Source organism: Microbacterium sp. ARD31 (assembly GCF_031844425.1).
On record NZ_JAUZVE010000019.1, the window covers coordinates 109,197 to 135,780 of the forward strand.

Annotated in this window: 23 protein-coding genes and 1 tRNA gene; 21 read left to right on the forward strand and 3 right to left on the reverse strand. The window is 71.5% G+C overall.

All coding sequences use genetic code 11. The features are described 5' to 3' along the window. Positions 1 to 44: 44 nt before the first annotated feature. Together Q9S36_RS30880 and tig are read left to right on the forward strand one after the other, a co-directional pair. Positions 45 to 117, forward strand: a tRNA-Pro gene (locus tag Q9S36_RS30880). Positions 118 to 287: 170 nt separating this feature from the next. Continuing rightward, positions 288 to 1,676, forward strand: coding sequence for a trigger factor (gene tig / locus Q9S36_RS30885; protein ID WP_311288658.1), 1,389 nt, complete (start codon positions 288 to 290; stop codon positions 1,674 to 1,676). 66 nt (positions 1,677 to 1,742) lie between these two features. Here tig and Q9S36_RS30890 read toward each other — a convergent pair whose 3' ends face one another. Beyond that, positions 1,743 to 2,900, reverse strand: a complete 1,158-nt coding sequence (locus Q9S36_RS30890) for a phosphotransferase (RefSeq protein WP_311288659.1) — start codon at positions 2,898 to 2,900, stop codon at positions 1,743 to 1,745. Between the two features lie 22 nt (positions 2,901 to 2,922). Between Q9S36_RS30890 and Q9S36_RS30895 the strand changes: the two genes are divergently transcribed. The 6 genes from Q9S36_RS30895 to Q9S36_RS30920 all read left to right on the forward strand — a co-directional run bounded on the left by Q9S36_RS30895 (position 2,923) and on the right by Q9S36_RS30920 (position 7,426). Beyond that, complete coding sequence (locus tag Q9S36_RS30895) at positions 2,923 to 3,351, forward strand: MarR family transcriptional regulator (RefSeq protein ID WP_311288660.1); 429 nt, start codon at positions 2,923 to 2,925, stop codon at positions 3,349 to 3,351. A 159-nt stretch (positions 3,352 to 3,510) separates the two neighbouring features. Then, positions 3,511 to 4,116, forward strand: coding sequence for an ATP-dependent Clp protease proteolytic subunit (locus Q9S36_RS30900; RefSeq protein ID WP_311288692.1), 606 nt, complete (start codon positions 3,511 to 3,513; stop codon positions 4,114 to 4,116). Positions 4,117 to 4,118: 2 nt separating this feature from the next. Continuing rightward, complete coding sequence (locus Q9S36_RS30905; protein ID WP_310254171.1) at positions 4,119 to 4,727, forward strand: ATP-dependent Clp protease proteolytic subunit; 609 nt, start codon at positions 4,119 to 4,121, stop codon at positions 4,725 to 4,727. A gap of 134 nt (positions 4,728 to 4,861) precedes the next feature. Next, a complete protein-coding gene (gene clpX / locus Q9S36_RS30910; RefSeq protein WP_311288661.1) occupies positions 4,862 to 6,142 on the forward strand; it encodes an ATP-dependent Clp protease ATP-binding subunit ClpX in 1,281 nt (426 codons plus the stop codon). Positions 6,143 to 6,298: 156 nt separating this feature from the next. After that, a complete protein-coding gene (locus tag Q9S36_RS30915) occupies positions 6,299 to 7,246 on the forward strand; it encodes a hypothetical protein (RefSeq protein ID WP_311288662.1) in 948 nt (315 codons plus the stop codon). A 51-nt stretch (positions 7,247 to 7,297) separates the two neighbouring features. Continuing rightward, positions 7,298 to 7,426 (forward strand): hypothetical protein, encoded by a 129-nt coding sequence (locus tag Q9S36_RS30920; RefSeq protein WP_311288663.1) that lies wholly within the window; start codon positions 7,298 to 7,300, stop codon positions 7,424 to 7,426. Positions 7,427 to 7,485: 59 nt separating this feature from the next. Here Q9S36_RS30920 and valS read toward each other — a convergent pair whose 3' ends face one another. Continuing rightward, positions 7,486 to 10,098 (reverse strand): valine--tRNA ligase, encoded by a 2,613-nt coding sequence (valS, locus tag Q9S36_RS30925; protein ID WP_311288664.1) that lies wholly within the window; start codon positions 10,096 to 10,098, stop codon positions 7,486 to 7,488. Positions 10,099 to 10,175: 77 nt separating this feature from the next. Between valS and Q9S36_RS30930 the strand changes: the two genes are divergently transcribed. The 13 genes from Q9S36_RS30930 to Q9S36_RS30990 all read left to right on the forward strand — a co-directional run bounded on the left by Q9S36_RS30930 (position 10,176) and on the right by Q9S36_RS30990 (position 25,443). Continuing rightward, on the forward strand, positions 10,176 to 11,105 hold the full coding sequence (locus tag Q9S36_RS30930; RefSeq protein ID WP_311288665.1) for a GNAT family N-acetyltransferase: 930 nt from the start codon (positions 10,176 to 10,178) through the stop codon (positions 11,103 to 11,105). Between the two features lie 9 nt (positions 11,106 to 11,114). Further along, positions 11,115 to 12,128, forward strand: coding sequence for a hypothetical protein (locus tag Q9S36_RS30935; protein ID WP_311288666.1), 1,014 nt, complete (start codon positions 11,115 to 11,117; stop codon positions 12,126 to 12,128). A gap of 25 nt (positions 12,129 to 12,153) precedes the next feature. Further along, a complete protein-coding gene (locus tag Q9S36_RS30940; RefSeq protein ID WP_311288667.1) occupies positions 12,154 to 13,524 on the forward strand; it encodes a folylpolyglutamate synthase/dihydrofolate synthase family protein in 1,371 nt (456 codons plus the stop codon). Beyond that, positions 13,521 to 13,943, forward strand: a complete 423-nt coding sequence (locus Q9S36_RS30945; RefSeq protein WP_311288668.1) for a DUF4233 domain-containing protein — start codon at positions 13,521 to 13,523, stop codon at positions 13,941 to 13,943. The genes Q9S36_RS30940 and Q9S36_RS30945 overlap by 4 nt, the downstream gene beginning before the upstream one ends. Positions 13,944 to 13,973: 30 nt before the next feature. Next, on the forward strand, positions 13,974 to 14,405 hold the full coding sequence (gene ndk, locus Q9S36_RS30950; protein WP_311288669.1) for a nucleoside-diphosphate kinase: 432 nt from the start codon (positions 13,974 to 13,976) through the stop codon (positions 14,403 to 14,405). A 291-nt stretch (positions 14,406 to 14,696) separates the two neighbouring features. After that, complete coding sequence (locus Q9S36_RS30955; protein ID WP_311288670.1) at positions 14,697 to 15,725, forward strand: rod shape-determining protein; 1,029 nt, start codon at positions 14,697 to 14,699, stop codon at positions 15,723 to 15,725. Then, positions 15,725 to 16,678, forward strand: a complete 954-nt coding sequence (gene mreC / locus Q9S36_RS30960) for a rod shape-determining protein MreC (protein WP_311288671.1) — start codon at positions 15,725 to 15,727, stop codon at positions 16,676 to 16,678. Before Q9S36_RS30955 ends, mreC begins: the two co-directional genes overlap by 1 nt. After that, positions 16,675 to 17,187: a rod shape-determining protein MreD gene (gene mreD, locus Q9S36_RS30965; protein ID WP_311288672.1), complete on the forward strand. Its 513-nt coding sequence runs from the start codon at positions 16,675 to 16,677 to the stop codon at positions 17,185 to 17,187. The genes mreC and mreD overlap by 4 nt, the downstream gene beginning before the upstream one ends. Beyond that, the gene (gene mrdA / locus Q9S36_RS30970) at positions 17,184 to 19,322 is read left to right on the forward strand and encodes a penicillin-binding protein 2 (RefSeq protein WP_311288673.1); all 2,139 of its coding nucleotides are present in this window, start codon (positions 17,184 to 17,186) and stop codon (positions 19,320 to 19,322) included. Before mreD ends, mrdA begins: the two co-directional genes overlap by 4 nt. 4 nt (positions 19,323 to 19,326) lie before the next feature. Further along, the gene (gene rodA / locus Q9S36_RS30975; RefSeq protein ID WP_311288674.1) at positions 19,327 to 20,499 is read left to right on the forward strand and encodes a rod shape-determining protein RodA; all 1,173 of its coding nucleotides are present in this window, start codon (positions 19,327 to 19,329) and stop codon (positions 20,497 to 20,499) included. A gap of 100 nt (positions 20,500 to 20,599) precedes the next feature. Next, positions 20,600 to 22,573: a TIGR03960 family B12-binding radical SAM protein gene (locus tag Q9S36_RS30980; protein ID WP_311288675.1), complete on the forward strand. Its 1,974-nt coding sequence runs from the start codon at positions 20,600 to 20,602 to the stop codon at positions 22,571 to 22,573. 132 nt (positions 22,574 to 22,705) lie between these two features. Next, entirely contained in the window at positions 22,706 to 23,632 is a 927-nt protein-coding gene (locus tag Q9S36_RS30985; protein ID WP_311288676.1) for a glycosyltransferase, read from the forward strand. Next, positions 23,629 to 25,443 (forward strand): methyltransferase domain-containing protein, encoded by a 1,815-nt coding sequence (locus tag Q9S36_RS30990; protein ID WP_311288677.1) that lies wholly within the window; start codon positions 23,629 to 23,631, stop codon positions 25,441 to 25,443. Before Q9S36_RS30985 ends, Q9S36_RS30990 begins: the two co-directional genes overlap by 4 nt. A 20-nt stretch (positions 25,444 to 25,463) precedes the next feature. Here Q9S36_RS30990 and Q9S36_RS30995 read toward each other — a convergent pair whose 3' ends face one another. Beyond that, positions 25,464 to 26,561: an acyltransferase gene (locus tag Q9S36_RS30995; RefSeq protein WP_311288678.1), complete on the reverse strand. Its 1,098-nt coding sequence runs from the start codon at positions 26,559 to 26,561 to the stop codon at positions 25,464 to 25,466. Positions 26,562 to 26,584 lie beyond the last annotated feature (23 nt).

The following is a 26,584-nucleotide window of genomic DNA, read 5'->3' on the forward strand; positions in this document are numbered from 1 at the left end:
CAGTCCCGCGCGTCCGCCCAGGCGGACCCGCGGGGTCGGTTGGGCGGGGCGTAGCGTAGTGGCTAGCGCGCCTGCTTTGGGAGCAGGAGATCGCAGGTTCGAGTCCTGTCGCCCCGACCGGTCAGCCAGCGCGCGGGCGTGATTCGGCCTGTGCCCGGCCCGTCGATAGACTGACGAGGTTTGCGGCCGCCGGCTTCCCCCGCGCGTGCGACCGCGCCGAATCCCGTACGACCCCACGCACGACCCACGTGGTCCACCCCACTGACCTTCAGCATCAGGAGACATTTGTGAAGAGCGCCGTCGAGACCTTGAGCCCGACCCGGGCCAAGCTGACCGTCGAGGTGCCCTTCGAGGAGCTCAAGCCGAGCCTCGACGCGGCGTACCAGAAGATCGCGAAGCAGATCAACGTCCCCGGCTTCCGCCGCGGCAAGGTCCCGCCCGCGGTCATCGACCGCCAGATCGGCCGCGGTCCGGTCCTCGACGAGGCGATCAACGCCGTCGTGCCGCAGCAGTACATGGCCGCGCTCCAGGAGCACGACCTCGAGCCGCTGGCCCAGCCGGAGATCGAGGTGACGAAGTTCGAGGACAACGAGTCCCTCGAGTTCACCGCCGAGGTCGACGTGAAGCCCGACTTCGAGCTCCCCGACTACGAGGGCCTCGAGGCCAGCGTCGAGGACATCGAGATCACCGACGCCGACGTCGAGGAGCAGGTCGAGGCGCTGCGTGAGCGCTTCGGCACCCTCGTGCCCGTCGAGCGCGCGGCCGCCGACGGCGACTTCGTGACCATCGACCTGGTGGCGGCCAAGGACGGCGAGACCGTCGAGGGCGGCGAGGTCACCGGCATGTCCTACAAGGTCGGCCGCGGCGGCATGATCGACGGCCTCGACGAGGCCCTGGTCGGCCTGTCCGCCGGCGAGGAGAAGACCTTCGACTCCGAGCTGGTCGGTGGCGACCTGGTCGGCGAGCCGGTCCAGGTCACGGTCAAGGTCACCGCGGTGCAGGAGCAGCAGCTCCCCGAGGTCGACGACGAGTTCGCCCAGCTCGCCTCCGAGTTCGACACCGCGGAGGAGCTCACCGCCGACGTGCGCGAGCGCCTCGGCCGCGGCAAGCGCCTCGAGCAGGCCGCCGCCGCCCGCGACGCGGTCCTCGAGGCGCTGCTGGAGAAGGTCTCGATCCCGCTGCCCGAGGTCATGGTGACCGACGAGCTCAACGCCCGCCGCCAGAACGTCGAGCAGCAGCTCGGCTTCGCCGGCATCACCATGGAGAAGTACCTCGAGGACGAGGGCCAGACCCAGGACGAGTTCGAGGCCGACCTCGAGCGCCGGGTCCGTGACGCGGTCGCCGCGCAGTTCATCCTCGACAAGATCGCCAAGAAGGAGGAGTTCGGCATCGACCAGGCCGAGCTCTCCGAGCACCTGGTGCGGCGCGCCCAGCAGTCGGGGCAGGACCCGCAGGAGTTCGCCAACCACATGTTCGAGCACAACCACATCCCCGAGCTCGTGCAGGAGATCCTGCGCGGCAAGGCGCTGGCGACGATCGTGGAGTCCGCGACCGTGAAGGACGCCTCGGGCAACGTGGTCGAGCTGAAGAACCTGCGGCCCGACGGCACCATCGGTGAGCCGGTCGACGAGAGCACCGACACCGACGAGAGCACCGAGGAGCCCGCCGGGGCCTGAGCCTCCGCAGACCTCGTGACCGGCGTCCACCCCTCGGGTGGGCGCCGGTCGTCGTCGGTGCGGCCGTCAGTCGGTGGCCGCCAGCACGTCGAGGGCGTACGCCGCCATCGCGGCGCGCTGGGCGAGGTGGTGGGCCGCCGCCTCGCGGTCCTCCTCGCCGAGCGTCTCGACGGGGATGCTCGGCAGGCCGTTGAACAGCATCAGGCTCACCGCGTGGGAGCGCCGCAGCACGGCCGGGTCGACCGACCCGCCCTCGGCGGCCAGCCCGTCGGCGTACGCCTCGAGGCAGGCCGCGGCCCGCTCCGGCAGCCCGTCGGCGTCGAGGCGCCGCACCTGGATCTCGCCGACCAGCAGCTGGGACAGGTCGTACGCCACCGGCTGCGGCCGCCAGAAGCCGTAGTCGATCATCGTGAAGCCGTCGTCGCCGACGTGCCTCATCAGGTTGTTGGGCGACGCGTCACCGTGCGCGGCCGTGTGGGGGAGGGCGGCGTACTCCTCGGCGAGCGCGTCCACCCGTCCTGCCACCTCGGCGAGCCGCGCCCGCAGGGGCCCGAAGTGCTCGGCCACGGCGGGGTGCCGCCACATCGTCTCGTCGTCCAGCACGGGCAGCGCGGTGTGCGCCAGGCGGCCCGCGACGAAGGTGCGGATGTGCCAGGGCTGTGGGTCGATGGCGGCGAGCGGGGCGACCCGGGAGCTGCCGGCGAGCCGGCCGAGGAGGTACGCGGCGCGGGCGTAGGTGCTGTCGGCCCACGGTGTCGGGTCGTGCTCGACCGCCTCGAGCCAGAGCACGGCGGTCTCGTCGGGCCGGTCGTCGATGCGCAGCGCCCGCGGCATGGTCAGCCCCTCGGGCAGCCGCGCGGCGAGGTCGGAGGCGTAGAGGAGCACCTCGGACCGCCACGGGACCGTGTCCACTGCCCAGGCGGCGACCTCGGGCGGCACGAAGGCGAAGAAGGGGGAGTGGCGCCAGTGGTGCACGCGCTTGACGAAGAACGTGAACTCCTGGGGTCCGTCGCCCGCGTCGGCGTGCCCGCGCACCCACGTGCGCGCGCCGGTCAGCATCGAGGGGACGTCGTAGTCGACCTCGGCGGCCGCCGAGTCCAGCAGCCGGACCGCGGGGACGCCCCACAGGGAGGCGACCAGTGCGCCGAGCTCCGCGTCGCTGACGTCGTCCTCACCCAGGACGTCGGCGCGACTCGCGTGGGGTGAAGCGAAAGCGGCTTTCACACCAGCAAGGTAAGTTGCTTTCATGATCGGCGTCAACCACGTTCCCGCTGACCTCGAGCCGCACGTCCCGCTGCTGATGGGGCTGGTCTTCGCGCAGGTCCGGGACCGGCTCGGCCAGGACGCTCCCGCGCTGCGACCCTCCCAGCTGCGGGTGATGGAGTGGTTGCCCGCGGACGGCCTCACGATCACCGAGCTCGCCGAGCGCACGGGCATGACGACACAGGGCTGCGGTCAGTTCGTCCGACAGCTCGCCGGGACGGGGATGGTGGCGGTCGAGCCCGACGGGCAGGACCGCCGGGCAAAGCGGGTGACCCTCACCGACCGCGGCCGCGAGGGCCTCGCCCGCGCCCACGGAGTCCTCGCCGCGTGCGAGCGGGAGTGGGCCGGGGCCGTCGGCGAGGAGCGCTACCGCGTCTTCCGCGAGGTGCTGGACCAGGTCGCCCGGGGATGAGGTCGTCCCGGGGCCGGGGCGGTCCGGCCCCGACGGGTGGCGTCCGTGGCCCGGAATCCGCTGTGGGCGAACAGGGTGGGTCATCGTGTGGAAGTGTTCGTCCTTCCGGCTAGTGTCGCCAGCGTGAACCAGAACTCCAGCCCAGCCCTCTCGCCTGAGATGAACGGCGCCGGTGGGATGTATGGCCTCGACGACCACATCTACCAGCGCCTCCTCCGCGAGCGCATCGTCTTCCTCGGTTCGGAGGTGCGCGACCAGAACGCCAACGCGATCTGCGCCCAGCTCCTCCTGCTCTCCGCGGAGGACCCGGAGGCCGACATCTTCCTCCACATCAACAGCCCCGGCGGCTCGGTCGACGCCGGCATGGCGATCTACGACACGATGAACTACATCCCCAACGACGTGGCGACGGTCGGCATGGGCCTCGCGGCCTCGATGGGCCAGTTCCTGCTGTGCGCCGGCACCAAGGGCAAGCGCTACGCCCTGCCCCACGCGCGCATCATGATGCACCAGCCCTCCTCGGGCATGGGTGGCTCGGCCTCCGACATCAAGATCCAGGCGCAGCAGTCGCTGCACATCAAGAAGGTGCTGCTCGACCTGATCGCCGAGCACACCGGCCAGAGCGTCGAGCAGGTCGTGGCCGACGCCGACCGCGACCGCTGGTTCACCGCCGAGCAGGCGGTCGAGTACGGCCTGGTCGACCAGGTGATCACCAGTGCCCGCGAGGCAGCCGACGAGGGTCGCCCGGCCCGGAGCAAGGACTGAACATGAACTACTACATCCCGCAGTGGGAAGAGCGGACCTCCTACGGCTTCCGCCGCATCGACCCCTACGCCAAGCTCTTCGAAGAGCGCATCATCTACCTCGGCACGCCGATCAGCGACGACGTCGCCAACGCGGTCATCGCCCAGCTCATGTGCCTGGAGACGATGAACCCCGACACCGACATCAGCATCTACATCAACAGCCCCGGTGGCTCGTTCACGGCGCTGACCGCGATCTACGACACCATGAAGTTCATCAAGCCCGACGTGCAGACGGTGTGCCTGGGCCAGGCGGCCTCGGCCGCGGCGATCCTGCTCGGGGCCGGCGCCAAGGGCAAGCGGATGGCGCTGCCCAACAGCCGCATCCTCATCCACCAGCCCTACACCGAGGGCACGTTCGGCCAGACCTCCGACATCGAGATCCAGGCCAACGAGATCCTCCGCATGCGGGAGCTGCTGGAGAAGATGATCGCCGACTCGAGCGGCAAGGACATCGACCAGGTCAGCCGCGACATCGAGCGCGACAAGATCCTGACGGCCGAGCAGGCGGTCGAGTACGGCCTCATCGACGCCGTCATCGAGTCCCGCAAGGGCGCCCCGGCGCTCGCCTGAGACCACCACAACAATGATCGGCGACATCTCGTGTCCGGCCCCCGTGAGGGGCCGGCACGGGGTACCGTCGTGGGGCCCGTTGCAGGGTGATGAACAGCCGGACCCCGGACCGGTGAGACTGGAGGACACGACTCGTGGCACGTATCGGTGACGGTGGCGACCTGCTCAAGTGCAACTTCTGCGGCAAGAGCCAGAAGCAGGTCAAGAAGCTCATCGCGGGACCCAACGTCTACATCTGCGACGAGTGCATCGAGCTCTGCAACGAGATCATCGAGGAGGAGCTCGCCGAGGGCTCCGAGGTGAGCCTCGAGGAGCTCCCCAAGCCTCGCGAGATCTTCGAGTTCCTCAACTCCTACGTCATCGGCCAGGAGCACGCGAAGAAGTCCCTCGCCGTCGCGGTCTACAACCACTACAAGCGCGTGCAGGCCGGCCTCCAGCCGGTCTCCGGCAAGGCCAAGGACGACGTCGTCGAGGTGGCCAAGTCCAACATCCTGGTCATCGGCCCCACCGGCTGCGGCAAGACCTACCTCGCCCAGACCCTCGCGCGGATGCTCAACGTCCCCTTCGCGATCGCCGACGCGACTGCCCTGACCGAGGCCGGCTACGTCGGCGAGGACGTGGAGAACATCCTCCTCAAGCTCATCCAGGCCGCCGACTACGACGTCAAGAAGGCCGAGACCGGCATCATCTACATCGACGAGATCGACAAGGTGGCCCGCAAGGCGGAGAACCCCTCGATCACGCGCGACGTCTCCGGTGAGGGCGTCCAGCAGGCGCTGCTGAAGATGCTGGAGGGCACGACGGCGTCGGTGCCCCCGCAGGGCGGACGCAAGCACCCCCACCAGGAGTTCATCCAGATCGACACCACCAACATCCTCTTCATCGTGGGTGGTGCCTTCGCCGGTCTCGAGCAGATCATCGAGCAGCGCGTCGGCAAGAAGTCGCTCGGCTTCACCGCGGAGGTGCGCGGCGCCGCCGAGCGCGAGGCCGACGACCTGCTCGCCCAGGTGCGCCCCGAGGACCTCACCAAGTTCGGCCTGATCCCCGAGTTCATCGGTCGCCTGCCGCTGATCGCGAGCGTGAGCAAGCTCGACCGCGAGGCGCTCGTGCAGATCCTCACCGAGCCGCGCAACGCGCTCATCAAGCAGTACCAGAAGCTCTTCGACCTCGACGGCGTCGAGCTCGAGTTCACCGACGACGCGATCGACTCGATCGCCGAGGCGGCGCTCGAGCGGGGCACCGGTGCGCGCGGCCTCCGCGCGATCATCGAGGAGGTCCTCCTCTACGTCATGTACGACGTCCCCTCCCGCGGCGACGTCGCCAAGGTGATCGTCACCCGCGAGGTCGTCGAGGACGACGTCGCCCCGACCCTGATCCCGCGCGAGTCCGAGGCGAAGAAGAAGAAGTCCGCCTGACCCCCGCCCGCCCCGGACCGGGGCGTCGGCACGCCCGTGTGGCCCGAGGGGACTAGTGCTCCCTAGTCATTTCGGACTATTCATGACCATCGACCGTGCCCTTGCGTCATGACCCGTACAGACTGGCGTCACGTCTGCATGTGGGAAGGGGAACCCGTGGGGGTTGATCAGAAGCGGCCGCTCGCCGGGTTCGCCCTGGTGGCCGTGCTCTGTGCTGTCCTGATGACGCTGTCGGTGAGCCGCGGCTGGGGACTGGACCTGTTCCACCCGGGTCGGCCCATCGCGTCCGCCGGCCACGCCGAGAAGGCGCCCCAGGACCGCCAGCGCCCCGTGCACGCGACCGCTCCCGACCCGGTGAGCATCCCGACCGAGCTGAGCGCCCAGCCGCTCGGTACGTCGACCGGCACCGCCGCGGCGGCGTCCCGGTCCTCGGCGCGTCCCGTCCGGGTGCCGCGCGGTGCGGTGAGCGCGGTGCGCACCGCCGACGCCGACGACGAGCAGGCCGACGAGCAGGCCGACGAGCCCGACGAGCAGACCGAGCAGGACGAGCTCGAGCCCGAGCAGGACGTGCTCGAGGACGAGCAGGCCGTGCGCGACGCCGAGAAGGAGGCCGCGAAGGCGGCCCGCGCGGCCGAGCGTGAGGCGGAGAAGGCGCAGCGACTGGCCGAGCAGGAAGCCGCGAAGGCGGCCCGCGCGGCGGAGCGTGAGGCCGAGAAGGCGCAGCGACTGGCCGAGCACGAGGCCGCCCAGGCCGCTCGTGAGGCCGAGCGTGCGGCTGCCCAGGCGCAGCGCGTGGCGGAGCAGGCGCAGCGGCGGGCCGAGCAGGAGGCTGCCAGGGCCGCTCGTGAGGCCGAGCGTGCGGCTGCCCAGGCGCAGCGCGCGGCGGAGCAGGCGCAGCGGCAGGCCGAGCAGGACGCCGCGAAGGCTGCTCGTGAGGCCGAGCGTGCGGCTGCCCAAGCGCAGCGCGAGGCTGAGCAGGCGGTCCGCGACGCGGAGCGCGACGCAGCCCAGGCCGCTCGCGACGCCGAGCGCGAGGCCGCCGACGCCGCCCGCGAGGCCGCCGACGCGGCGCGGGACGCGGCGCAGGCCGCCCGGCACCCTTGAGTGGTCTAGTCCTCTGCGGCCCTCGGCCGAACTTCTCGCCGGACCCGTGTCATGGACCGGCGTGATCCCCGTCTCGTGGACATGTGGGGCGAAGACCCGTTACGGGCCGACGAGAAGCGACCGATCATCGCAGCGGTCCTGGTGGCCGTGCTGTGCCTGGTCCTGATGCTCCTCGTCTAGCGCGGGGCACCCGGCTGCGGCGTCGTGGGTCCGCAGCCGGGTGGCACCCGTGCGCGTGATCAGCCCTCGGTGGGGGCCAGCTCCGCGGTGACCCGCAGCTCGGTGGCCGAGTCGTCGGTGGTGAACTCCAGGTCGCCGACGATCGTGCCGACGGCCCGCAGGTCGTCCTGTGCCTCGCGAGCCGCGGCGACGAGGTGCTCGGGACCGGTGATCTCGACCCGGGAGAGCGGCGCGCGCATCTTGGCCTTGGCCTGGGACTTCGCACCCCGGATGCCGGTCAGTGCCGCCGCGACGGCGTCGAGGACCAGGGGCTGGGCGGCGGCCGCGGATCCGAGGTCGGCGGCCGTGGGCCACGCGGAGCGGTGGATCGAGCCGTCCTGCCACCACGACCACACCTCTTCGGTGGCGTACGGGAGGAAGGGCGCGAGCAGGCGCAGCTGGGTGTGCAGCGCGATGGCCAGCGTCGCCTTGGCCGAGTCGGTCGCGGCGCCGCCGTCGGTGGCGTACGCGCGCTCCTTGACCAGCTCGAGGTAGTCGTCGCAGAACTCCCAGAAGAACTTCTCGGTGACCTCGAGCGCGGTGGTGTAGTCGTAGGCGTCGAAGGCCTCGGTGGCCTTGCGGACCACGATCTCGAGGCGGCCCAGGAGGGCGCAGTCGACCGGTGCGCTCACCGCGCTGGGCACGAGCGTGGTCGCTCCGACGTTGCCGAGGACGAACTTCGAGGCGTTGAGCACCTTCATCGCGAGGCGGCGCCCGACCTTCATCTGCGACTCGTCGAACGGCGAGTCCAGACCCGGGCGGCCGATCGCGGCACGCCAGCGGACGGCGTCGGCGCCGTAGGTGTCGAGGATGTCCGTGGGGACCACGACGTTGCCCTTGGACTTCGACATCTTCTTGCGGTCGGGGTCGACGATGAAGCCGGAGATCATCGCGTGCGACCACGGCACTGCCTGGAACTCGTAGTCCGAGCGGACCACGCGCGAGAACAGCCAGGTGCGGATGATGTCGTGCGCCTGGGTGGCGAGGTCGTAGGGGAAGACCCGCTGGAAGAGGTCGTCGTCGACCTCCCACATGCCCGCGATCTGCGGGGTGAGCGAGGAGGTCGCCCAGGTGTCCATCACGTCGGGGTCGCCGATGAAACCGCCGGGCTTCCCGCGCTGGTCCTCGGTGTAGCCGTGCGGCGCCTGGGTCGACGGGTCGATCGGGAGCTGGTCCTCGGTGGGCAGCAGCGGATGGTCGTGGTCGGGCTCGCCGTCGGCGTCGAGCGGGTACCAGACCGGGAAGGGGATGCCGAAGAAGCGCTGGCGCGAGATCAGCCAGTCGCCGTTGAGGCCGCCGACCCAGTTGTCGTAGCGGTGCTTCATGTGGGCGGGGATCCAGGTGATCTCCTCGCCGCGGACGAGCAGCTCCTTGCGCAGCGCCGCGTCGCGGCCGCCGTTCTTGATGTACCACTGGCGGGTGGCGATGATCTCGAGCGGCTTGTCGCCCTTCTCGTAGAAGTTCGCCATCCGCTGCGTCGCCTTCGGCTCCCCGTCGAGGTCGCCGGACTCGCGCAGCAGCCCGACCATCGCCTCGCGGGCGCTGAAGGTGGTCTTGCCGGCGAGCTGCTCGTAGGCTGCCGCGGCGGACGCGAGCCACTCGGGGGTCTCCCGCGAGAGGCGGCCGTCGCGACCGACCACCGTGCGCACCGGCAGGTCGAGCTCGCGCCACCACATCACGTCGGTCAGGTCACCGAAGGTGCAGCACATCGCGATGCCGGCGCCCTTGTCGGGCTCGGCGGCGGGGTGCGCGAGCACCGGGATCTCGACGCCGAAGACCGGCGAGGTGACGGTGGTGCCGAAGACGTCCTGGTAGCGCTCGTCGTCGGGATGGGCGATGAGCGCGACCACGCTGGGGATGAGCTCGGGTCGGGTCGTCTCGATGTGGATGGGCGTGCCGTCCGGCCTGTGGAACGCGACGCGGTGGTAGTGACCGGGGTAGTCGCGCGCCTCGAGCTCGGCCTGGGCGACGGCGGTCTGGAAGGTGACGTCCCACAGCGTCGGCGCCTCGGAGAGGTAGGCCTCGCCACGGGCGTAGTTGCGCAGGAACGCGCGCTGGCTGACCGTGCGGGAGTGGTCGCCGATCGTGGTGTAGGTCGGGTTCCACTGGACGGACAGGCCGAGCTGGCGCCACAGCGCCTCGAAGGCCTTCTCGTCCTCGACGACCAGCTGCTCGCACAGCTCGATGAAGTTGGGCCGGCTGATCGCCACCTGTCGCTTCGGGTCCGGCTTCTCCGGCGGGGTGAAGTCGGGGTCGTAGGGCAGGCTCGGGTCGCAGCGGACGCCGAAGTAGTTCTGGACGCGGCGCTCGGTCGGCAGTCCGTTGTCGTCCCAGCCGATGGGGTAGAAGACGGCCTTGCCCTGCATGCGCTGGTAGCGCGCGATCAGGTCGGTGTGGCTGTAGGAGTAGACGTGGCCGACGTGCAGCGACCCGCTGACGGTCGGCGGCGGGGTGTCGATCGAGTAGACGTTCTCACGCGGCTGGGTGCGGTCGAAGGCGTAGGTGTCGTTCTCGGCCCACGCGCGCGACCACTTGTCCTCCAGCCCCTCCAGCGCCGGACGCTCCGGTACGACGACGGCACGCGGTTCGGTGCTCGTCGTCTCCGGGGCATGGGTGCTGGGGTTCTCAGTCATGCCGGAAGTCTATTGACGGGCCTCCGGCCTGCGAAAACGAGTATCGACCCGGGTGCGCCGCGCCCTAGCGTGCCGTCATGGACGGCACCTTCTCGCTGGAGTTCTTCGACGCCCCCGGACCCTTCCTCGCAGCGGCCGGCACGCTGCTCTCCGAGGAGCCCGTGCTGGGGAGCGTGATCGCCAGCGTCACCGAGCGGACCGAGCGCGAGCTGGCCGAGGGGCGCGACTCCTGGGCGGAGGTCGACGCGCCGTTCGCGCGCTGGTGGCTCGTCGTCCGTGACGGGTCGGGGGAGGTGGTGAGCGCCGCGATGCGCACGGCGCCGTTCAAGCCCTACCCGACCTTCGCGCTGCCGATGCCCGACGGGGCCGCGCGGGCCCTTGCGACTGCGCTCCACGAGCGCGGTGAGCTCCTGGGCGGCGCCAACGGCGCGCTGCCCGGCTCGGAGGTGCTGGCCCGTGCCACGGCCGAGCTGGCCGGGGGAGAGATGGTGTCGGAGAAGGCCACCCGCCTGTGGGAGTGCACCTCCGTCCGCGTCCCGCCGGCACCCGAGGGCCGGATGCGGCAGGCGACCGAGGCCGACGCGGAGCTGGTGCTGGCGTGGTTCACCGCCTTCCACGAGGAGGCCGACGAGCAGACCGGCCGCGAGCCCGACCCGCACTCGGGGGAGCACAACACCCTCGACAGCGTCCTGGTCCGCATCCGCGAGGGCGTCGAGTGGCTGTGGGAGCTCCCCGACGGCGAGGTCGCGCACCTGTCGGGCGCCGGCCTGCCGTCGTACGGCGTCTCGCGGATCGGGCCGGTCTACACGCCGAAGGAGCACCGCGGCCGCGGCATCGCGTCGTACGTCGTCGGGGAGCTGACCCGGCGCGGCCTCGAGGCGGGGCACCGGATGTGCCTGTTCACCGACCAGGCGAACCCGACCTCGAACAAGATCTACGCGAGCCTGGGCTACGAGCCGGTGGTCGACATGGCCGAGCACCTCGTCAGGGTCCCCGCCACGCCCTAGAGTCGGCCGATGAGGCGAACCACCCTGGCCCTGGCGCTCGTCCCCCTCGCCCTCGTCCTGCCGGTGACCGCGGCACCTGCCTCGGTGACCGACAACGGGGCCGGGGAGTCGGCAGCCCGGGTGCACCGGATCGGGGGCTGCCAGGTCTTCCCGGCCGACAACCCGTGGAACCGGCGGGTCGACCGCCGGCCGGTGTGGCGGTGGTCGGACGCCATCGTCGACCGGCAGCTCGCCGGCCACGACCTCCACCTCGACCTGGGCACGACCGAGGAGCGCTACGGCATCCCGGTCAACGTGGTGCCCGAGGACCAGCCCCTGCTGCCGCTGCAGTTCGGCGTCGACGGCGAGGACTACGGCGACGAGAGCGACCGCGGCCCGGTGTTCGTCCCCGCCGACGCCGCCATCGAGGGCGGCAGCAGCGCCGAGCCGGACCCCCAGGAGGGCGACCGGCACGTGCTCGCGGTGCGGAGCGGGACCTGCGACCTCGTCGAGCTGTACGCCGCCGAGCGGGTACGCGACGCCTCCGGCAGGGTGGTGGCGTGGCGGGCGGCAGCCGCCGCCCGGTGGGACCTCGGGTCCAACAGGCTGCGCCCGGCCCGCTGGACCTCCGCCGACGCGGCGGGCCTGCCGATCACGCCCGGCCTGCTCTCCTACGACGAGGCCGCCTCCGGTCGGATCACCCACGCGCTGCGGTTCACCATGCCGAGCGCCCGCAGCGCCTACACCTGGCCGGCCCGCCACTGCGGCCCGAGCGGCAACACCGCCCGCGACCTGCCGGCGTACGGCCTGCGCTTCCGGTTGCCGAGGTCGTTCCCGGCGAGGCACTACACAGGCGTGGCGCGCACCATCGTGACGGCGATGAAGAGGTACGGCCTCGTCTACGCCGACCAGGGCTCGGCGATGTACGTCACCGGCACGGCCGACCCCCGGTGGGAGGACGCGCTCGACCAGTTCCGGGACAGGCCGCTCGACGGCAGGGCGCTCGAGGTCGTCACGCCGTGGCGGCGGGTCGTCTCCTGCTGACCGGGGTCAATAGACTCGAGGCGCCATGACTGAGACCCCCCAGCCCGACCCGGGCGACCCGCGCCTCGCCGAGACCTTCGACGAGGTGGAGGACGCCCTCCTCTCGCGCTGGCCCGAGACCAAGCTCGAGCCCAGCCTGGACCGGATCGAGGCGTTCACCGAGCTGCTCGGGCAGCCGCAGCACTCGTTCCGCTCGATCCACCTGACCGGGACCAACGGCAAGACCAGCACCAGCCGGATGATCGAGACCCTGCTGCGTGCGCTCGACCTCCGCACCGGCCGCTTCACCTCGCCGCACCTGGAGCGGATGAGCGAGCGGATCAGCATCGACGGCGAGCCGCTCGACGACGACGCCTTCGTCCGCGCGTTCAACGACGTCGCCCCCTACACCCACCTCGTCGACGCCGAGCAGGACCACCCGCTGAGCTTCTTCGAGACCATCGTCGGCATGGCCTACGCCGCCTTCGCCGACGCTCCCGTCGACGTCGCGGTCGTCGAGGTCGGCATGGGCGGCAGCTGGGACGCCACCAACGTCATCGACGCCGACGTGGCCGTCGTGCTGCCGATCGCCGTGGACCACGCGAAGTACCTCGGCGACGACCCCGCGACCATCGCGGTCGAGAAGGCCGGGATCATCAAGCCCGGCTCCGTCGCCGTGCTCGCCGAGCAGACCCCCGAGGTCGCGGCCGTCCTGGTCCAGCGGGCGGCCGAGGTCGGCGCCACCCTCGCCCGGGAGGGCGTCGAGTTCGGGGTGGTGTCCCGCACGCCGGCGGTCGGCGGCCAGGTGGTGACCCTCCAGGGCCTGCGTGCGACGTACGACGACGTGTTCCTGCCGCTCTACGGCGCCCACCAGGCGCAGAACGCCGCCGTGGCCCTCGCCGCGGTCGAGGCGTTCGGCAGCGGCGAGCTCGACGACGACCTGGTGCGCGCGGCGTTCGCCGAGGTCACCTCACCCGGGCGGCTCGAGATCATCCGCCGCAGCCCCACGATCGTGCTCGACGCGGCGCACAACCCCCACGGCGCCGAGGCGACCGCCGCCGCGCTGGAGGACTCGTTCTCCTTCAGCCCGCTGGTCGGGGTGATGGGGGTGATGGAGGACAAGGACCACGAGGGCGTCCTCGTCGCCTTCGAGCCGTACCTCAGCCACCTCGTGTGCACGCAGAACTCCACGCCCCGGTCGATGTCGGCCGCCGCGCTGGGGCGCGTCGCAGCGGAGGTGTTCGGCGAGGACCGCGTCTCGGTCGTCCCCGACCTCGCCGACGCCATCGACCGCGCCGCCACCCTCGCCGAGGCCGGCGAGGCGATCGACGTCTCGATCGGCGCCGGGGCCGTCCTCGTGACCGGGTCGGTCGTCACGGTCGGCGAGGCCCGGGCACTGCTCAAGGGCCGCCGATGAGCGACGACACCCCCGAGCGGATCGTCGAGCAGCAGGCCCCGACCAACACCGAGCGCTCGCCGCGCCGCGGCATGTGCGCCGCCGTGCTCAGCCTCGAGGCGATCACCCTGGGCCTCACCACCCCGGTGATGATCACCATCGCCGACGTCGCCACCGGCACGGCGCTCGGGGTGGGCCTGGGCCTCGCCGTGGTGTGCCTGCTGCTCGCCGGCATGCTGCGGGCGGAGTGGGCCTACCTCGCCGGGTACGCCGTCCAGGTGGCCGCGATCGCCCTCGGCTTCGTCGTCCCGGTCATGTTCGCGCTGGGGGCCGTCTTCGCGGCCCTCTGGGCCGCCGCCGACCTGCTCGGCCGCAAGATCGAGCGCGAGCGCGCCGCGGCGTGGGCCGCGTGGCGGGCCGAGCAGGCCCAGCAGGAGTGACGCCCCTCACCGCTGGCTAGGCTGCAGCCCATGACCGACGTCCAGCGCTCCCTCGTCCTCGTCAAGCCCGACGGCGTACGCCGAGGCCTCTCGGGGGAGGTCCTCCGCCGGATCGAGGCCAAGGGCTACACGCTCGTGGCCGTCGAGCTGCGTGAGGCGACCACCGAGATCCTCGCCGCCCACTACGCCGAGCACGAGGGCAGGTCGTTCTACGGCCCCCTCGTGGAGTTCATGCTCTCCGGCCCGGTGCTCGCCGTCGTCGTCGAGGGCGAGCGCTGCATCGAGGGCTTCCGCTCCCTCGCCGGCGCGACCGACCCGACCGTCGCCGCCCCCGGCACCATCCGCGGCGACCTCGGCCGTGACTGGGGCGTGGCCGTCCAGCAGAACATCGTCCACGGCTCGGACTCCCCGGAGTCCGCCGCCCGCGAGATCGGCATCTGGTTCCCCGCGCTGGCTCGCTGAGCGCGAGCTCGCTGAGCGCGAGCTCGTCGGGCGCGAGCTCGTCGGGCGCGAGCTCGTCGGTTTCCCCGCTCGAGCGGGGAAACCCGCACCTGCCGAGGGTTGCAGCGCGCGGCAGGTGACAGGAACCCGTGGCAGGTACGGCACGTACGTCGACGCCGCGATCACACCAGCCCCACGCGCCTCGCGTGTCCTACCGGGAAGACGCCTGCCCGCTCCTTAGCCTGAGCGTGGGTCGGCCGGACCGCTGACCCCTCTTCCCGGTTCGACCCGACCTGCAGGGGCATCAGCGGCATGGCAAACAGCTTCATCGGCCGAGACATGGCCGTCGACCTCGGCACCGCCAACACGCTGGTGTACGTCCGCGGCAAGGGTGTGGTGCTCGACGAGCCGTCGGTCGTGGCGATGAACACCACCACCGGCGAGGTGCTCGCGGTCGGCCACGAGGCCAAGCGGATGATCGGGCGCACGCCCGACAACATCGCCGCGATCCGGCCGCTCAAGGACGGCGTGATCGCCGACTTCGAGGCGACCGAGCAGATGCTGCGCTACTTCATCCACCAGGTGCACCGCCGCCGCTACTTCGCCAAGCCCCGCATGGTGATCTGCGTCCCGAGCGGCATCACCGCCGTCGAGCAGCGCGCGGTCAAGGAGGCCGGCTACCAGGCCGGCGCCCGCCGGGTCTACATCGTGGAGGAGCCGATGGCCGCCGCGATCGGAGCCGGGCTGCCGGTCCACGAGGCGACGGGCAACATGGTCGTCGACGTCGGTGGCGGCACCACCGAGGTCGCGGTCATCAGCCTGGGCGGCATCGTGACGAGCCTGTCCGTGCGCACCGCCGGCGACGACCTCGACCAGGCGATCATCGCGTGGATGAAGAAGGAGTACTCCCTGATGCTCGGGGAGCGCACCGCCGAGGAGATGAAGATGACCCTCGGGTCGGCCTTCCCCCTGCCGACCGAGCCCGACGCCGAGATCCGCGGCCGCGACATGGTCTCGGGCCTGCCCCGCACCGTCGTCGTCTCCAGCTCCGAGCTGCGGCAGGCGCTCGAGGAGCCGCTGCACAACATCATCGACGCGGTCCGCACGACCCTCGACCAGACCCCGCCGGAGCTGGCCGGCGACATCATGGACCGCGGCATCGTGCTGACCGGTGGCGGCGCCATGCTGCGCGGGCTCGACGAGCGGCTGCGGCACGAGACCGGTATGCCGGTCCATGTCGCCGAGGACCCGCTCTCGTCCGTGGCCCTCGGCGCCGGCAGGTGCGTGGAGGAGTTCGAGGCGCTGCAGCAGGTCCTGGTCTCCGACGTGAGGCGGTTCTGATGCGTGGCCTCGGGGGCAGGCTCGGCGGAGGGCAGGACGGCCGCGAGCGACGCTGGACCGGTCTCGACAAGCTCGAGTCGCGCAACCGCGCGCCGCGCTCGCTTCTGGTGGCGCTCGTGCTCGCGAGCGTCACGCTCATCACCCTCGACGTCTCCGGTGGCGGCAGCTCGCCGCTGGAGCCCGCGCGCCGGGTGGTGGGCGAAGCCTTCGGTCCTGCCGAGTCGGCCGCAGCGGCCGCCGTACGCCCCTTCACCTCCGTGCCGGCATGGTTCCGCAGCAAGGGCGACCTCGCCGACCAGGTCCGCGACCTCGAGGCCAGCAACGCAGAGCTGCGTGGCAAGGTCGAGCTCGCCGGCTTCGACCGCAACCGCCTCGAGCAGTACGACGGCCTCACCAGCGCCGCTGCCGACCTCGGGTCCGCGCTGGTGCCGGCCCGCGTGGTCGCCCTCGGCTCTCGCCAGTCGCAGAGCTTCACCGTGACGATCGACGCCGGATCCGACGCCGGCGTCGGCCCCGACATGACGGTCGTCAACAACGACGGCCTCGTCGGCCGGGTGCTGCGCGTGACCCGCAGCACCGCGACCGTGCTGCTCATCGTCGACCCCGACTCGACCGTCGGCGGCCGCGTGGGGTCGAGCATGGAGATCGGCTTCGTCACCGGCAGCGGCTCGCTGGAGGAGGCGGCCGGGCTCGACCTGCGCCTCGTGGACGACGCCTCCGTGCCCTCGCGCGACGACACCGTCGTGACGTGGGGCAGCAGCACGGGCCCCTACGCGCCGGGCGTGCCGATCGGCACGATCACCGAGGTCTACAGCTCGTTGCGGGAGGCCTCGCAGCGCGCGGTGGTCAAGCCGTTCGTCGACTTCTCTGCCCTCGACGTCGTCGGGGTGATGGTGCCCAGCGGCTCGACGAGCGACCGGGCGCTGATCGAGGCCGACGGGAGCCTGCGATGACGTACCTCCGCTGGCTGGCCGCGCTCGCGGCCGTGGTCCTCGCCCTCACGCTCCAGGTCTCGCTGTTCCCGCACGTCGCCTGGCACGGCATCGTGCCCAACCTCTGCCTCCTCGTCGTGGTGGCCGCGGCGCTCACCGTCGAGGCACCCTTCGCGCTGGTCCTGGGGTTCACCGCGGGTCTCGCGCTCGACCTCGCGCCGCCGGCCGACCACATCGCCGGCCGCTGGGCCCTGGCCCTCACCGTCGCCGCGTTCCTCGCCGCCCGCGTGCGCCAGGACCAGAAGCCGAGCGCCGTGGCCGTCATCGGCACGGTGGCCGCCTCGTCGTTCGTCGCCACGTCGCTGTTCGCGCTGACCGGGGTGGTGCTCAAGGACCCCACGATGTCGATCTCCGGCCTGCTCGAGGTGGTGCTGGTCGCCGTCGTCTGGGACGTGCTCCTCACCCCGTTCGTGCTGCCCCCGCTGATGAAGCTGTTCACCCGCCTGAGCCCCCAGTGGGCGACCGCATGAGCCCGGCCACCAGCCGGAGCAGGTTGCGCCTCGTCGTCGTGCAGGCGCTGGCGTTCTCGCTGTTCGCCACGCTGTTCGTGCGCCTCTACTACCTCCAGGTCATCGGGGGCGAGGGCTACCAGGCGCAGGCCGCCAACCAGTCCGTGCGCGACATCGTGGTCCAGCCGCAGCGGGGGCTGATCGTCGACAGCCAGGGCCGCCCCCTGGTGGCCAACCGCACCTCGTGGGTCATCTCGGTCGACCGCACCCTGCTCGGCAAGCTCGACGAGGGCCAGCGCACCGAGCTGGTCCGCCGGGTCGCCGTGGTCGTGGACAGCACGCCCAAGGAGGTCGAGGCGCGGCTGGTCACGTGCGGCGACCCCGGAAGCGTCCGCGACGTCTGCTGGAACGGCTCGCCCTACCAGCCGGTCCCGGTCGCGACCGACGTGCGCAAGGACGTCGCGCTGCGCGTGCTCGAGCAGCCCGAGGACTACCCCGGCGTGCTGGCCGAGCAGCAGAGCGTGCGCTCCTACCCCCGCCCCTTCGGCATCAACCTCGCCCACGTCCTGGGCTACCTCAGCCCGATCACCGAGGACGAGTACGACCTCGCCGCCGAGCGCGACGACCGCTCCCTCAACGGCGCCTCCGTCGTCGGCCGCGCCGGCGTCGAGAAGGAGTACGACGAGTGGCTGCGGGGGCTCCCCGGCTACCGCCGTGTCGCGGTCGACTCGATGGGCCGTGTGCTCGGCGACGACTCGCTCGTCGAGAGCACCCCCGGCGACACCCTCGTCACCTCGATCGACGCCAAGGTCCAGTCCGTCGTCGAGCGCCAGCTCGCCGAACGCATCGCCTTCCAGCGCACGCAGCTCGACACCGTGACCGGCCGCAAGTACGTCGCCGACTCCGGCGCCGCGGTCGTCCTCGACGCGAAGACCGGCCGGGTCATCGCGATGGCCAGCCAGCCGACGTACGACCCCGACGTGTGGACCGGCGGCATCAGCGAGGCGCAGCTCGACCGGCTGTACTCCGAGAAGGCGGGCACCCCGCTGCTCTCCCGCGCCACGCAGGGGCAGTTCGCCCCCGGCTCCACGTGGAAGCCGTTCATGACGGCCGGGGCGCTGACCAACGGCTACTCGACGGACACCGCGCTCCCGTGCTCCTCGGGCTTCCAGGTCGGCAACCGCGTCTTCAAGAACTACGAGTCCGGCGCCTACGGCAGCATCGGCTTCGCGAAGGCCCTCGAGGTCTCGTGCAACACGTTCTTCTACCGCATCGGCTACGACTTCTGGCAGCGCTTCGGCAGCGACCCCGCCGACATCGACGCCCGCGACCCGCTGGTGGAGGAGGCCAAGGAGTTCGGCTTCGGGTCCCGCACCGGCATCGACCTGCCGGGCGAGGCGCCGGGGCGGATCGCCGACCGGCGCTGGAAGCAGGCCTACTACGAGTCGCAGAAGGACTACTACTGCGAGCTGAGCGCCAAGCCGCAGACCGCCGACACCAGCGACTTCGTCTACAAGTTCGCCCGCGAGTTCTGCCTCGAGGGCAACCTCTACCGCGCCGGCGACGCCGTGAACTTCTCCATCGGGCAGGGCGACACGATCGTCACGCCGCTCCAGCTCGCCCGCGGCTACGCAGCCCTGAGCAACGGCGGGACGCTGTGGGCGCCCACCGTCGCCAAGGCGATCGTCAGCCCCGAGGGCGAGGTGCTGCGGCGCATCGCGCCCCGCAAGGTGGGCAAGGTCGACGTGCCGGAGAAGTACCTCGACTACATCGACGGCGCCCTGCAGAACGTCTCGCGCGTCGGCACCATGGCGTGGAAGCTCGTCGGCTTCCCGCTCGACGACGTCACCATCCGCGCCAAGACCGGCTCGGCCGAGGTCTACGGCAAGCAGTCGACCGGGTGGGTGGCGTCGTACTCCGAGGACTACGTCGTCGTGATGATGATCAGCCAGGGCGGCACCGGCTCCGGCTCGACCGGCGACGGGATCCGCGCGATATGGGAGGCGCTGTACGGCGTCGAGGGCGAGACCGTCTCCCCGAAGCGCGCCGCGATCCCGGGCACCGTCCCGCCCGCGCGGCTGCCGGAGTTCCTCACCGACGGTTCCATCATGCCGCCGACCGTGCGGGCCGGGCGGGGCGACGGGGCGGGGGAGTGACGCGATGACCATCCTCTCGACGCGTCCGGTCCGCCCCGGTCCCACCACGAGCAGCCTGCGCGCCCCCGGTCTCGACTGGCTCCTGGTGCTCGCCGCGACGGCGCTCGTCGCGATGGGCAGCCTGCTGGTGTGGTCGGCGACCTCGACCCGCGCGGACCTCACCGGGGGCGACCCCAACGCCTACCTCCGCAAGCAGCTGGTCAACGTCGCGATCGGCGTGGTGCTGATGGTCGCGGTGATGGCGGTCGACCACCGCTGGGTGCGGATCCTCGCGCCGCTCGCCTACCTCGCCAGCGTGGGCGGGCTGGTCATGGTGCTCGTCGCCGGCAGCACGATCAACGGCTCGCGCTCGTGGCTGCAGGTCGGTGGCATGTCGATCCAGCCCTCCGAGTTCGCCAAGCTGGCGGTCGTGATCGGCATGGCGCTGGTGGTCGCCGAGCGCACCGAACGACGTTGGGGCCGCGGCGTGGGCAGCCTCGAGGTCGTGGCGATGCTGGCCATCGCCGGCATCCCCGCCGCGCTGATCCTGCTGCAGCCCGACCTCGGCACGATGCTCGTGCTCTCGGCCACCGTCTTCGGCGTGCTCGCCGTCGCCGGTGCCGGCCGGCGGTGGCTGGCCGGCCTCACCCTGGGTGCGGTCGCGGGAGCCGCCGTCGCGGTCTCCGCCGGCGTGCTCAAGCCCTACCAGGTCGACCGCTTCCTCGCCTTCACCAACCCCGACCTCGACCCGCGCGGCGCCGGCTACAACGTCGAGCAGGCCCGGATCGCGGTCGGCAACGGCGGGCTGCTCGGCCAGGGGCTCTTCGACGGTTCGCAGACCCGGTCGGGGTTCGTCCCCGAGCAGCACACCGACTTCATCTTCACCGTCGCGGGGGAGGAGCTCGGCCTGGTCGGGGCGGGGCTGCTGATCCTGCTCCTCGCCGTGGTGATCTGGCGGGCCCTTGCGATCTCCGCGCAGGCCGGCGACCTCTTCGGCCGGGTGGCCGCGGCCGGCATCGCCTGCTGGTTCGGGTTCCAGGCGTTCCAGAACATCGGGATGTGCCTGGGCATCATGCCGGTCACCGGTGTGCCGCTTCCCTTCGTGTCCTACGGCGGCAGCTCCCTGTTCGCGGGGATGCTCGCGCTCGGGCTGCTCCAGAACATCCACCTGCGCTCGTCCGGGCCGGTCCGCCGCTGAGTAGGTCGCACCACCGGCAGCGAAGTAGCCTTGGGGGTCGGTCGCCGCAGCAGGCGTGCCGCGCTGCCCTTCCCCCGAGTTTCCCCGAGGTGTTCCCCACATGTCCGTCGCGTCGGTCTTCCCGCGCCTGGAGGCCAAGCTGCCGTCGGTGCAGAAGCCCATCCAGTACGTCGGCGGGGAGCTGAACTCCGTCGTCAAGGACTGGGACTGTGCCGCCTCCTCCGAGACCGGCGGCCCCACCGTGCGCTGGGCGCTGATGTACCCCGACGCCTACGAGGTCGGCCTGCCCAACCAGGGCGTGCAGATCCTCTACGAGGTGCTCAACGAGCGCGACTGGATCCTCGCGGAGCGCACCTACTCGGTGTGGCCCGACATGGAGCAGGTGATGCGCACCGGTGACGAGCAGGGGCCGATCCCGCAGTTCACCGTCGACAGCCACCGCCCGGTCGGCGCCTTCGACCTGTTCGGCCTGAGCTTCTCCACCGAGCTCGGCTACACCAACATGCTCAACGCGCTCGACCTCGCCGGCATCCCGCTCCACGCCGTCGACCGCGGCGACGACGACCCCGTCGTGATCGCCGGCGGTCACGCCGCCTTCAACCCCGAGCCGATCGCCGACTTCGTCGACGCCGCCGTGCTCGGCGACGGCGAGGAGGTCGTGCTCGCGATCTCCGAGGTGGTGCGCGAGTGGAAGGCCGAGGACCGCCCGGGCGGGCGCGACGAGCTGCTGCGCCGCCTCGCCGTGACCGGCAACATCTACGTCCCCCGCTTCTACGACGTGGCGTACGCCGCCGACGGGGCCATCGAGGCCGTCGTGCCCAACCGGCCGGGCATCCCGTTCCGGGTGCGCAAGCACACCCTGATGGACCTCGACCAGTGGCCCTACCCCGCCAACCCGCTCGTGCCGCTCGCCGAGACGGTGCACGAGCGCTTCTCGGTGGAGATCTTCCGCGGCTGCACCCGCGGCTGCCGCTTCTGCCAGGCCGGCATGATCACCCGCCCGGTGCGCGAGCGCTCGATCAAGACCATCGGCGACATGGTCGAGAACGGCATCCGCAAGTCCGGCTTCGAGGAGGTCGGCCTGCTCTCGCTCTCCAGCGCCGACCACACGGAGATCGGTGACGTCGCCAAGGGCCTTGCCGACCGCTACGAGGGCTCCAACGTCTCGCTCTCCTTGCCCAGCACCCGGGTCGACGCCTTCAACATCACCCTGGCCAACGAGTTCTCCCGCAACGGTCGCCGCTCCGGCCTGACGTTCGCCCCCGAGGGCGGCTCCGAGCGGATGCGCAAGGTGATCAACAAGATGGTCACCGAGGAGGACCTGATCCGCACGGTCGCGGCGGCGTACTCCCACGGGTGGCGGCAGGTGAAGCTCTACTTCATGTGCGGCCTCCCGCAGGAGACCGACGAGGACGTGCTGGCCATCGCCGACCTCGCCAAGCGGGTGATCGCCAAGGGCCGCGAGGTCTCGGGCCGCAACGACATCCGCTGCACGGTGTCGATCGGCGGCTTCGTGCCCAAGCCGCACACGCCCTTCCAGTGGGCGCCGCAGCTCGACCACGAGGCGACCGACGAGCGGCTGCGGCTGCTGCGCGAGGTGGTCCGCGAGGACAAGAAGTACGCCCGCGCGATCGGCTTCCGCTACCACGACGGCAAGCCCGGCATCGTCGAGGGCCTGCTCTCGCGCGGCGACCGCCGGGTCGGCCGGGTCATCGAGGAGGTCTGGCGCGACGGGGGCCGGTTCGACGGCTGGAGCGAGCACTTCTCCTACGACCGCTGGATGGCGTCCGCCGAGAAGGCGCTCGCCGGCACCGGCGTCGACGTCGACTGGTACACCACCCGCGAGCGCGACTACGACGAGGTGCTGCCCTGGGAGCACCTCGACTCCGGCCTCGACAAGGACTGGCTGTGGGGTGACTGGGAGGACGCCCTCGCGGCGGCCGACGGCGCCGACATCGAGATCGAGGACTGCCGCTGGACGCCGTGCTACGACTGCGGCGTGTGCCCGGAGATGGGCACCGAGATCCAGGTCGGCCCGACCGGGCAGAAGCTGCTCCCGCTGAGCGTGGTCTGACCCGACCCGCCCGCGTCCCGCCGCCGGGTCCGGCGGAGGCCGCGACGGCTATGCTGCTGCACGTTTGCGTCAGGCGTGCGGGCACCCCGTCCGTCCCGTACCCGCCCACAGCCAGCCACAGGAGGAATGCGCGTGCTCGATGAGCCACGACTCGATGAGCCGGTGATCATTGGAGTGCAGTCGCTGCTCTACCACACCCCGATGCAGGGGGTGGAGCGCATGCTGGAGGCGCTCGACAACTCCTCACGCATCGGGCAGAGCGAGGGCATGTGCACCGGCTTCGTGGTGACGCTCGGCGACGCGTCGGCCGAGCGGCTGCTCAGCGACGAGGACCTCGAGGACCTGCGCGCCCGGCTGCCGCACATCCACCAGCTGCGCTACCACTACTTCGGCGACAACGTCGGCACCTCGCGCGGCCACAACGAGATGGCGCAGCTGCTCGACAACCCCGACTACCTCATCTTCTCCAACCCCGACGTGGTCCCCGAGCCGCGGGCGATCTGGCGCATGCTCGCCGCCTTCAAGGACCCCTCCGTGGGGTTCGTCGAAGCCAAGCAGCTGCCGATCGAGCACCCCAAGGACTACGCGAGCGGCACCGGCTTCACCTCCTGGGCGACCACGGCGTTCGCGATGACACCGCGTCCCCTCTTCCTCGAGCTCGGCGGCTTCGACGCGCAGACGTTCTTCATGTACTGCGACGACGTCGACTACTCGTGGCGGGTGCGCGAGGCCGGCAAGCAGGTCGTCTTCCAGCCCGCGGCCGTGGTCTTCCACGACAAGTACCTCGACACCGACGGCCGGTGGATGCCGACCAGCGCCGAGGTGCGGTTCTCCGCCGAGGCGGGACTGCTCATCGCCCACAAGTGGTCGAAGCCGGGGCTGGTGAAGTCCATCCTGCGCCGCTTCGAGTCCGACGACGCCAGTCCCGAGGAGAAGGCTGCCGCACGGGAGTTCCGCGCGCGCGAGCGCGAGGGCCGCCTCGTCGAGCAGCGCGACCCCGAACACCGCATCGGCACCTTCGCCAAGGGCCGCTACGCAGAGCACAGGTACTCGCTGTGAACGACGCCCCCGACTTCAACCCCGACCTGCACAAGTACGACAACGAGGTGCAGCCCGACAACAAGTTCGGGCACACCCTCCGGCTCCTCGAGCAGCACCTCCCGGCCGACCTCGGCCAGGACGGCGTGCACCTCGACCTCGCCTGCGGGTTCGGGCACATCGCCGAGCCGATCAAGGACAGGTTCGGCCTCCACTACGTCGGCGTCGACGTCGACGACCACGAGCTCGAGCAGCTGCGCGAGCGCGGGCTGGAGGCCCACGCGGCCGACCTCACCGACCCCGACGTGGCCGAGCGGCTGCGCAAGGTGCTCGACGGGCGCCGGCTGGTCTCGGTGACCTTCCTCGACGGCCTCGAGCACCTCACCAACGGCACCCACGCGCTCGACGCGCTCGGCGAGCTGCTCGCCGAGCACCGTGCGGTGGCCGTGACGAGCGTGCCCAACGTGACGCACCTCGACGTCGGCATCAAGACGCTGCTCGGCACCTGGGACTACACCGAGGCCGGGCTGCTCGACGTCACCCACTTCCAGCTCTACAGCGAGCAGAGCCTCACCGCGGCCCTCCGGTCGGCCGGGCTGTCGCGCATCGGCCGCGAGGACGTGCTCGTCGCCAGGAGCGACCAGCACTTCCCCGGTGACCACGTCGGCCTCTCCGAGGCGACCACCTTCTCCCGCTACCTCCGCACGGTGCGCGCCGACGCCGAGCCCAACGGGCTCGTCAACCAGTTCGTCTGGGCGCTCACCGCGGCGCCGCCCCGGCCCACCCCCCACTACGTCGACCCGGCGAGCACCGAGACCGACCGGTTCCTCAGCGTCGTGATGCGCACCCAGGGTCGCCGCATCCAGGAGCTGCGCGAGGCGCTGGTGTGCCTGGCCGCGCAGTCGTGCCAGGACTTCGAGGTCCTCGTCGTCGCCCACAAGACCAACGCCGCGGAGCAGAAGGCCGTCGAGGTCGTGATCGACGACCAGCCGCCCGCGCTGCGCGAGCGGATCCGGCTGGTCCTGCTCGACCGCGGCCAGCGCTCGGCCCCGATCAACGCCGGCATCGAGGCGGCCGCCGGGCGCTACGTCGCGATCTTCGACGACGACGACGTCGTCATGGGCGACTGGGTCAAGGAGTTCCGCGACGCCGAGCGCGAGCACGGTGGCCGGATCCTGCGCACCATCGCCATGAAGCAGGGCGCCTCCGTCGACACCGTCCGCGGACTGCACGGCATCCGCTCGACGACGGCCCCGGAGAAGGCCTACGACGACGACTTCTCGCTGACCGGACACCTCGTGGCCAACCAGTCGCCGCCGATCGGGTGGATCTTCCCGCGGTCGCTGGCCACGCACTTCGGCCTCTCCTACGACGACTCGATGACCACCACCGAGGACTGGGAGTTCCTGCTGCGTGCGGCGCAGCTCGCCGGTGTCACCGACATCGGCCGCGGCACCGCGATCTACCGCTGGTGGGAGACCCGCGAGTCCTCGCGCACCGCCCACCCGGTCGACGAGTGGGCCCAGAACCAGCGCGAGATCGAACGCCGCATCGACTCGCGACCGTTCCTCCTGCCGCCGGGGGAGACCCGCCAGCTGCGCGCGGACCTGCTCGAGCTCACCGAGCTGCGCAAGCGCCACCGCCAGGTGCAGCGCCGGGTGACCCAGCTGGAGCGGAAGTCCGCGCAGAAGCAGACCCAGATCCGCCGGCTGCAGCGCAAGCTGCGTCAGCAGCGCGGGGCGGCGCAGACGCCGACCCCTCCCACGCTGCGCCAGCGGCTGCGCCCGCGCACGCGCCTCAAGGCGGTCGCGCGGAGGCTGCGCGGGTCCTGACGGGCCGCGCCCGGCGTGGCTCAGGCGGTCGGGCGGACCGGGCGCGGCTTGCGCCGCAGGGCCGGTCGCTCGACCAGCCGCCACGAGGCGATGGCGAGCAGCCAGACGATCGGCGTGGCGAGCAGGATGATCGTCCACGGGCTGGTGTCCGGGCCACCGACCTGGACGATGGCCTGCTGCACCGGGAACGCCCAGATGTAGACGCCGTACGACGCGTCGCCGAACCGGGTCAGCGTCCGGCCCACGGGCGGCACCGCGAACGCGAACCAGTAGCTCAGGTAGACCGCGGCGAGCGTCCACGTGACGACCCGCAGCGGCTCGGGGCCGAGCCCCGTCGCGATGCACAGCGGCACGAGGGCCAGGGCGACCGGCCAGGCGAGCACGATGCGCTCGCGCCAGGAGTAGGCGGCCGCACCCACGGCGAAGCCGGCGAGGACGTACGTCGCCCCGATGGCGGTCGACGTCACGGTGACCCACCACGCCGCCCACACCAGGCTCAGCGCGGCGACGGCGGTCACCACCCCTCGCCTCCTGAGAAGGCCGCTCACACCGAGCACGAACAGGAAGAAGTAGGCGACGACCTCGACCGGGAGGCTCCACAGCGGGCCGTTCACGCCGGGGTGGGGGTTGTCGTCGAAGACCCCGGGCAGCGGCGCGCCGAAGGTCCAGAGCAGGGTCACCCGCACCGGGTAGAACCAGGTCTGCCACGACGAGAAGTAGTCGCCGAGCGACAGGCTGGTCACCGCCGGTCCGATCAGGAACGCGGTCACGAGGGCCACGACGGCCAGCGCGGGCAGCAGCCGCAGCGCCCGCTTCGCCCAGAAGTCGCGAGCGCGCGGGTCGTACTCCCAGCTGCGCCGGATCAGCAGGCCGCTGACCGCGAAGAAGATCAGCACCGACACGTGGCCGAGCGAGGTGCCGAACCACGACAGCGGCTCGTCACGGCCGACGAGGGCGAAGGAGTGCGAGACGAGGACGGCCCACGCCGCGAACAGGCGCAGGACGTCGAAGTTGTTGTCCCGGGTCGCGACCTTGTCGCCGAGCCGGACCGTCCAGCGATCCTCCGCGGAGGCGGTGGGTGCCTCGTCCCGGGTCGTGCTGCTGGCGGGAGGACGCATGCCCGAACGGTACCAACGCGCCG

What these genes read in the sequence shown, in the direction of transcription:
- Q9S36_RS30895 (WP_311288660.1), top strand. Translation starts at nt 2,923, where the DNA reads ATGATCGGCGTCAACCACGTTCCCGCTGACCTCGAGCCGCACGTCCCG.
- Q9S36_RS30900 (WP_311288692.1), top strand. Translation starts at nt 3,511, where the DNA reads ATGAACGGCGCCGGTGGGATGTATGGCCTCGACGACCACATCTACCAG.
- Q9S36_RS30905 (WP_310254171.1), top strand. Translation starts at nt 4,119, where the DNA reads ATGAACTACTACATCCCGCAGTGGGAAGAGCGGACCTCCTACGGCTTC.
- Q9S36_RS30920 (WP_311288663.1), top strand. Translation starts at nt 7,298, where the DNA reads ATGGACCGGCGTGATCCCCGTCTCGTGGACATGTGGGGCGAAGACCCG.
- valS (WP_311288664.1), bottom strand. Translation starts at nt 10,098, where the DNA reads ATGACTGAGAACCCCAGCACCCATGCCCCGGAGACGACGAGCACCGAA.
- Q9S36_RS30930 (WP_311288665.1), top strand. Translation starts at nt 10,176, where the DNA reads ATGGACGGCACCTTCTCGCTGGAGTTCTTCGACGCCCCCGGACCCTTC.
- Q9S36_RS30935 (WP_311288666.1), top strand. Translation starts at nt 11,115, where the DNA reads ATGAGGCGAACCACCCTGGCCCTGGCGCTCGTCCCCCTCGCCCTCGTC.
- Q9S36_RS30940 (WP_311288667.1), top strand. Translation starts at nt 12,154, where the DNA reads ATGACTGAGACCCCCCAGCCCGACCCGGGCGACCCGCGCCTCGCCGAG.
- Q9S36_RS30945 (WP_311288668.1), top strand. Translation starts at nt 13,521, where the DNA reads ATGAGCGACGACACCCCCGAGCGGATCGTCGAGCAGCAGGCCCCGACC.
- ndk (WP_311288669.1), top strand. Translation starts at nt 13,974, where the DNA reads ATGACCGACGTCCAGCGCTCCCTCGTCCTCGTCAAGCCCGACGGCGTA.
- Q9S36_RS30955 (WP_311288670.1), top strand. Translation starts at nt 14,697, where the DNA reads ATGGCAAACAGCTTCATCGGCCGAGACATGGCCGTCGACCTCGGCACC.
- mreC (WP_311288671.1), top strand. Translation starts at nt 15,725, where the DNA reads ATGCGTGGCCTCGGGGGCAGGCTCGGCGGAGGGCAGGACGGCCGCGAG.
- mreD (WP_311288672.1), top strand. Translation starts at nt 16,675, where the DNA reads ATGACGTACCTCCGCTGGCTGGCCGCGCTCGCGGCCGTGGTCCTCGCC.
- mrdA (WP_311288673.1), top strand. Translation starts at nt 17,184, where the DNA reads ATGAGCCCGGCCACCAGCCGGAGCAGGTTGCGCCTCGTCGTCGTGCAG.
- rodA (WP_311288674.1), top strand. Translation starts at nt 19,327, where the DNA reads ATGACCATCCTCTCGACGCGTCCGGTCCGCCCCGGTCCCACCACGAGC.
- Q9S36_RS30980 (WP_311288675.1), top strand. Translation starts at nt 20,600, where the DNA reads ATGTCCGTCGCGTCGGTCTTCCCGCGCCTGGAGGCCAAGCTGCCGTCG.
- Q9S36_RS30995 (WP_311288678.1), bottom strand. Translation starts at nt 26,561, where the DNA reads ATGCGTCCTCCCGCCAGCAGCACGACCCGGGACGAGGCACCCACCGCC.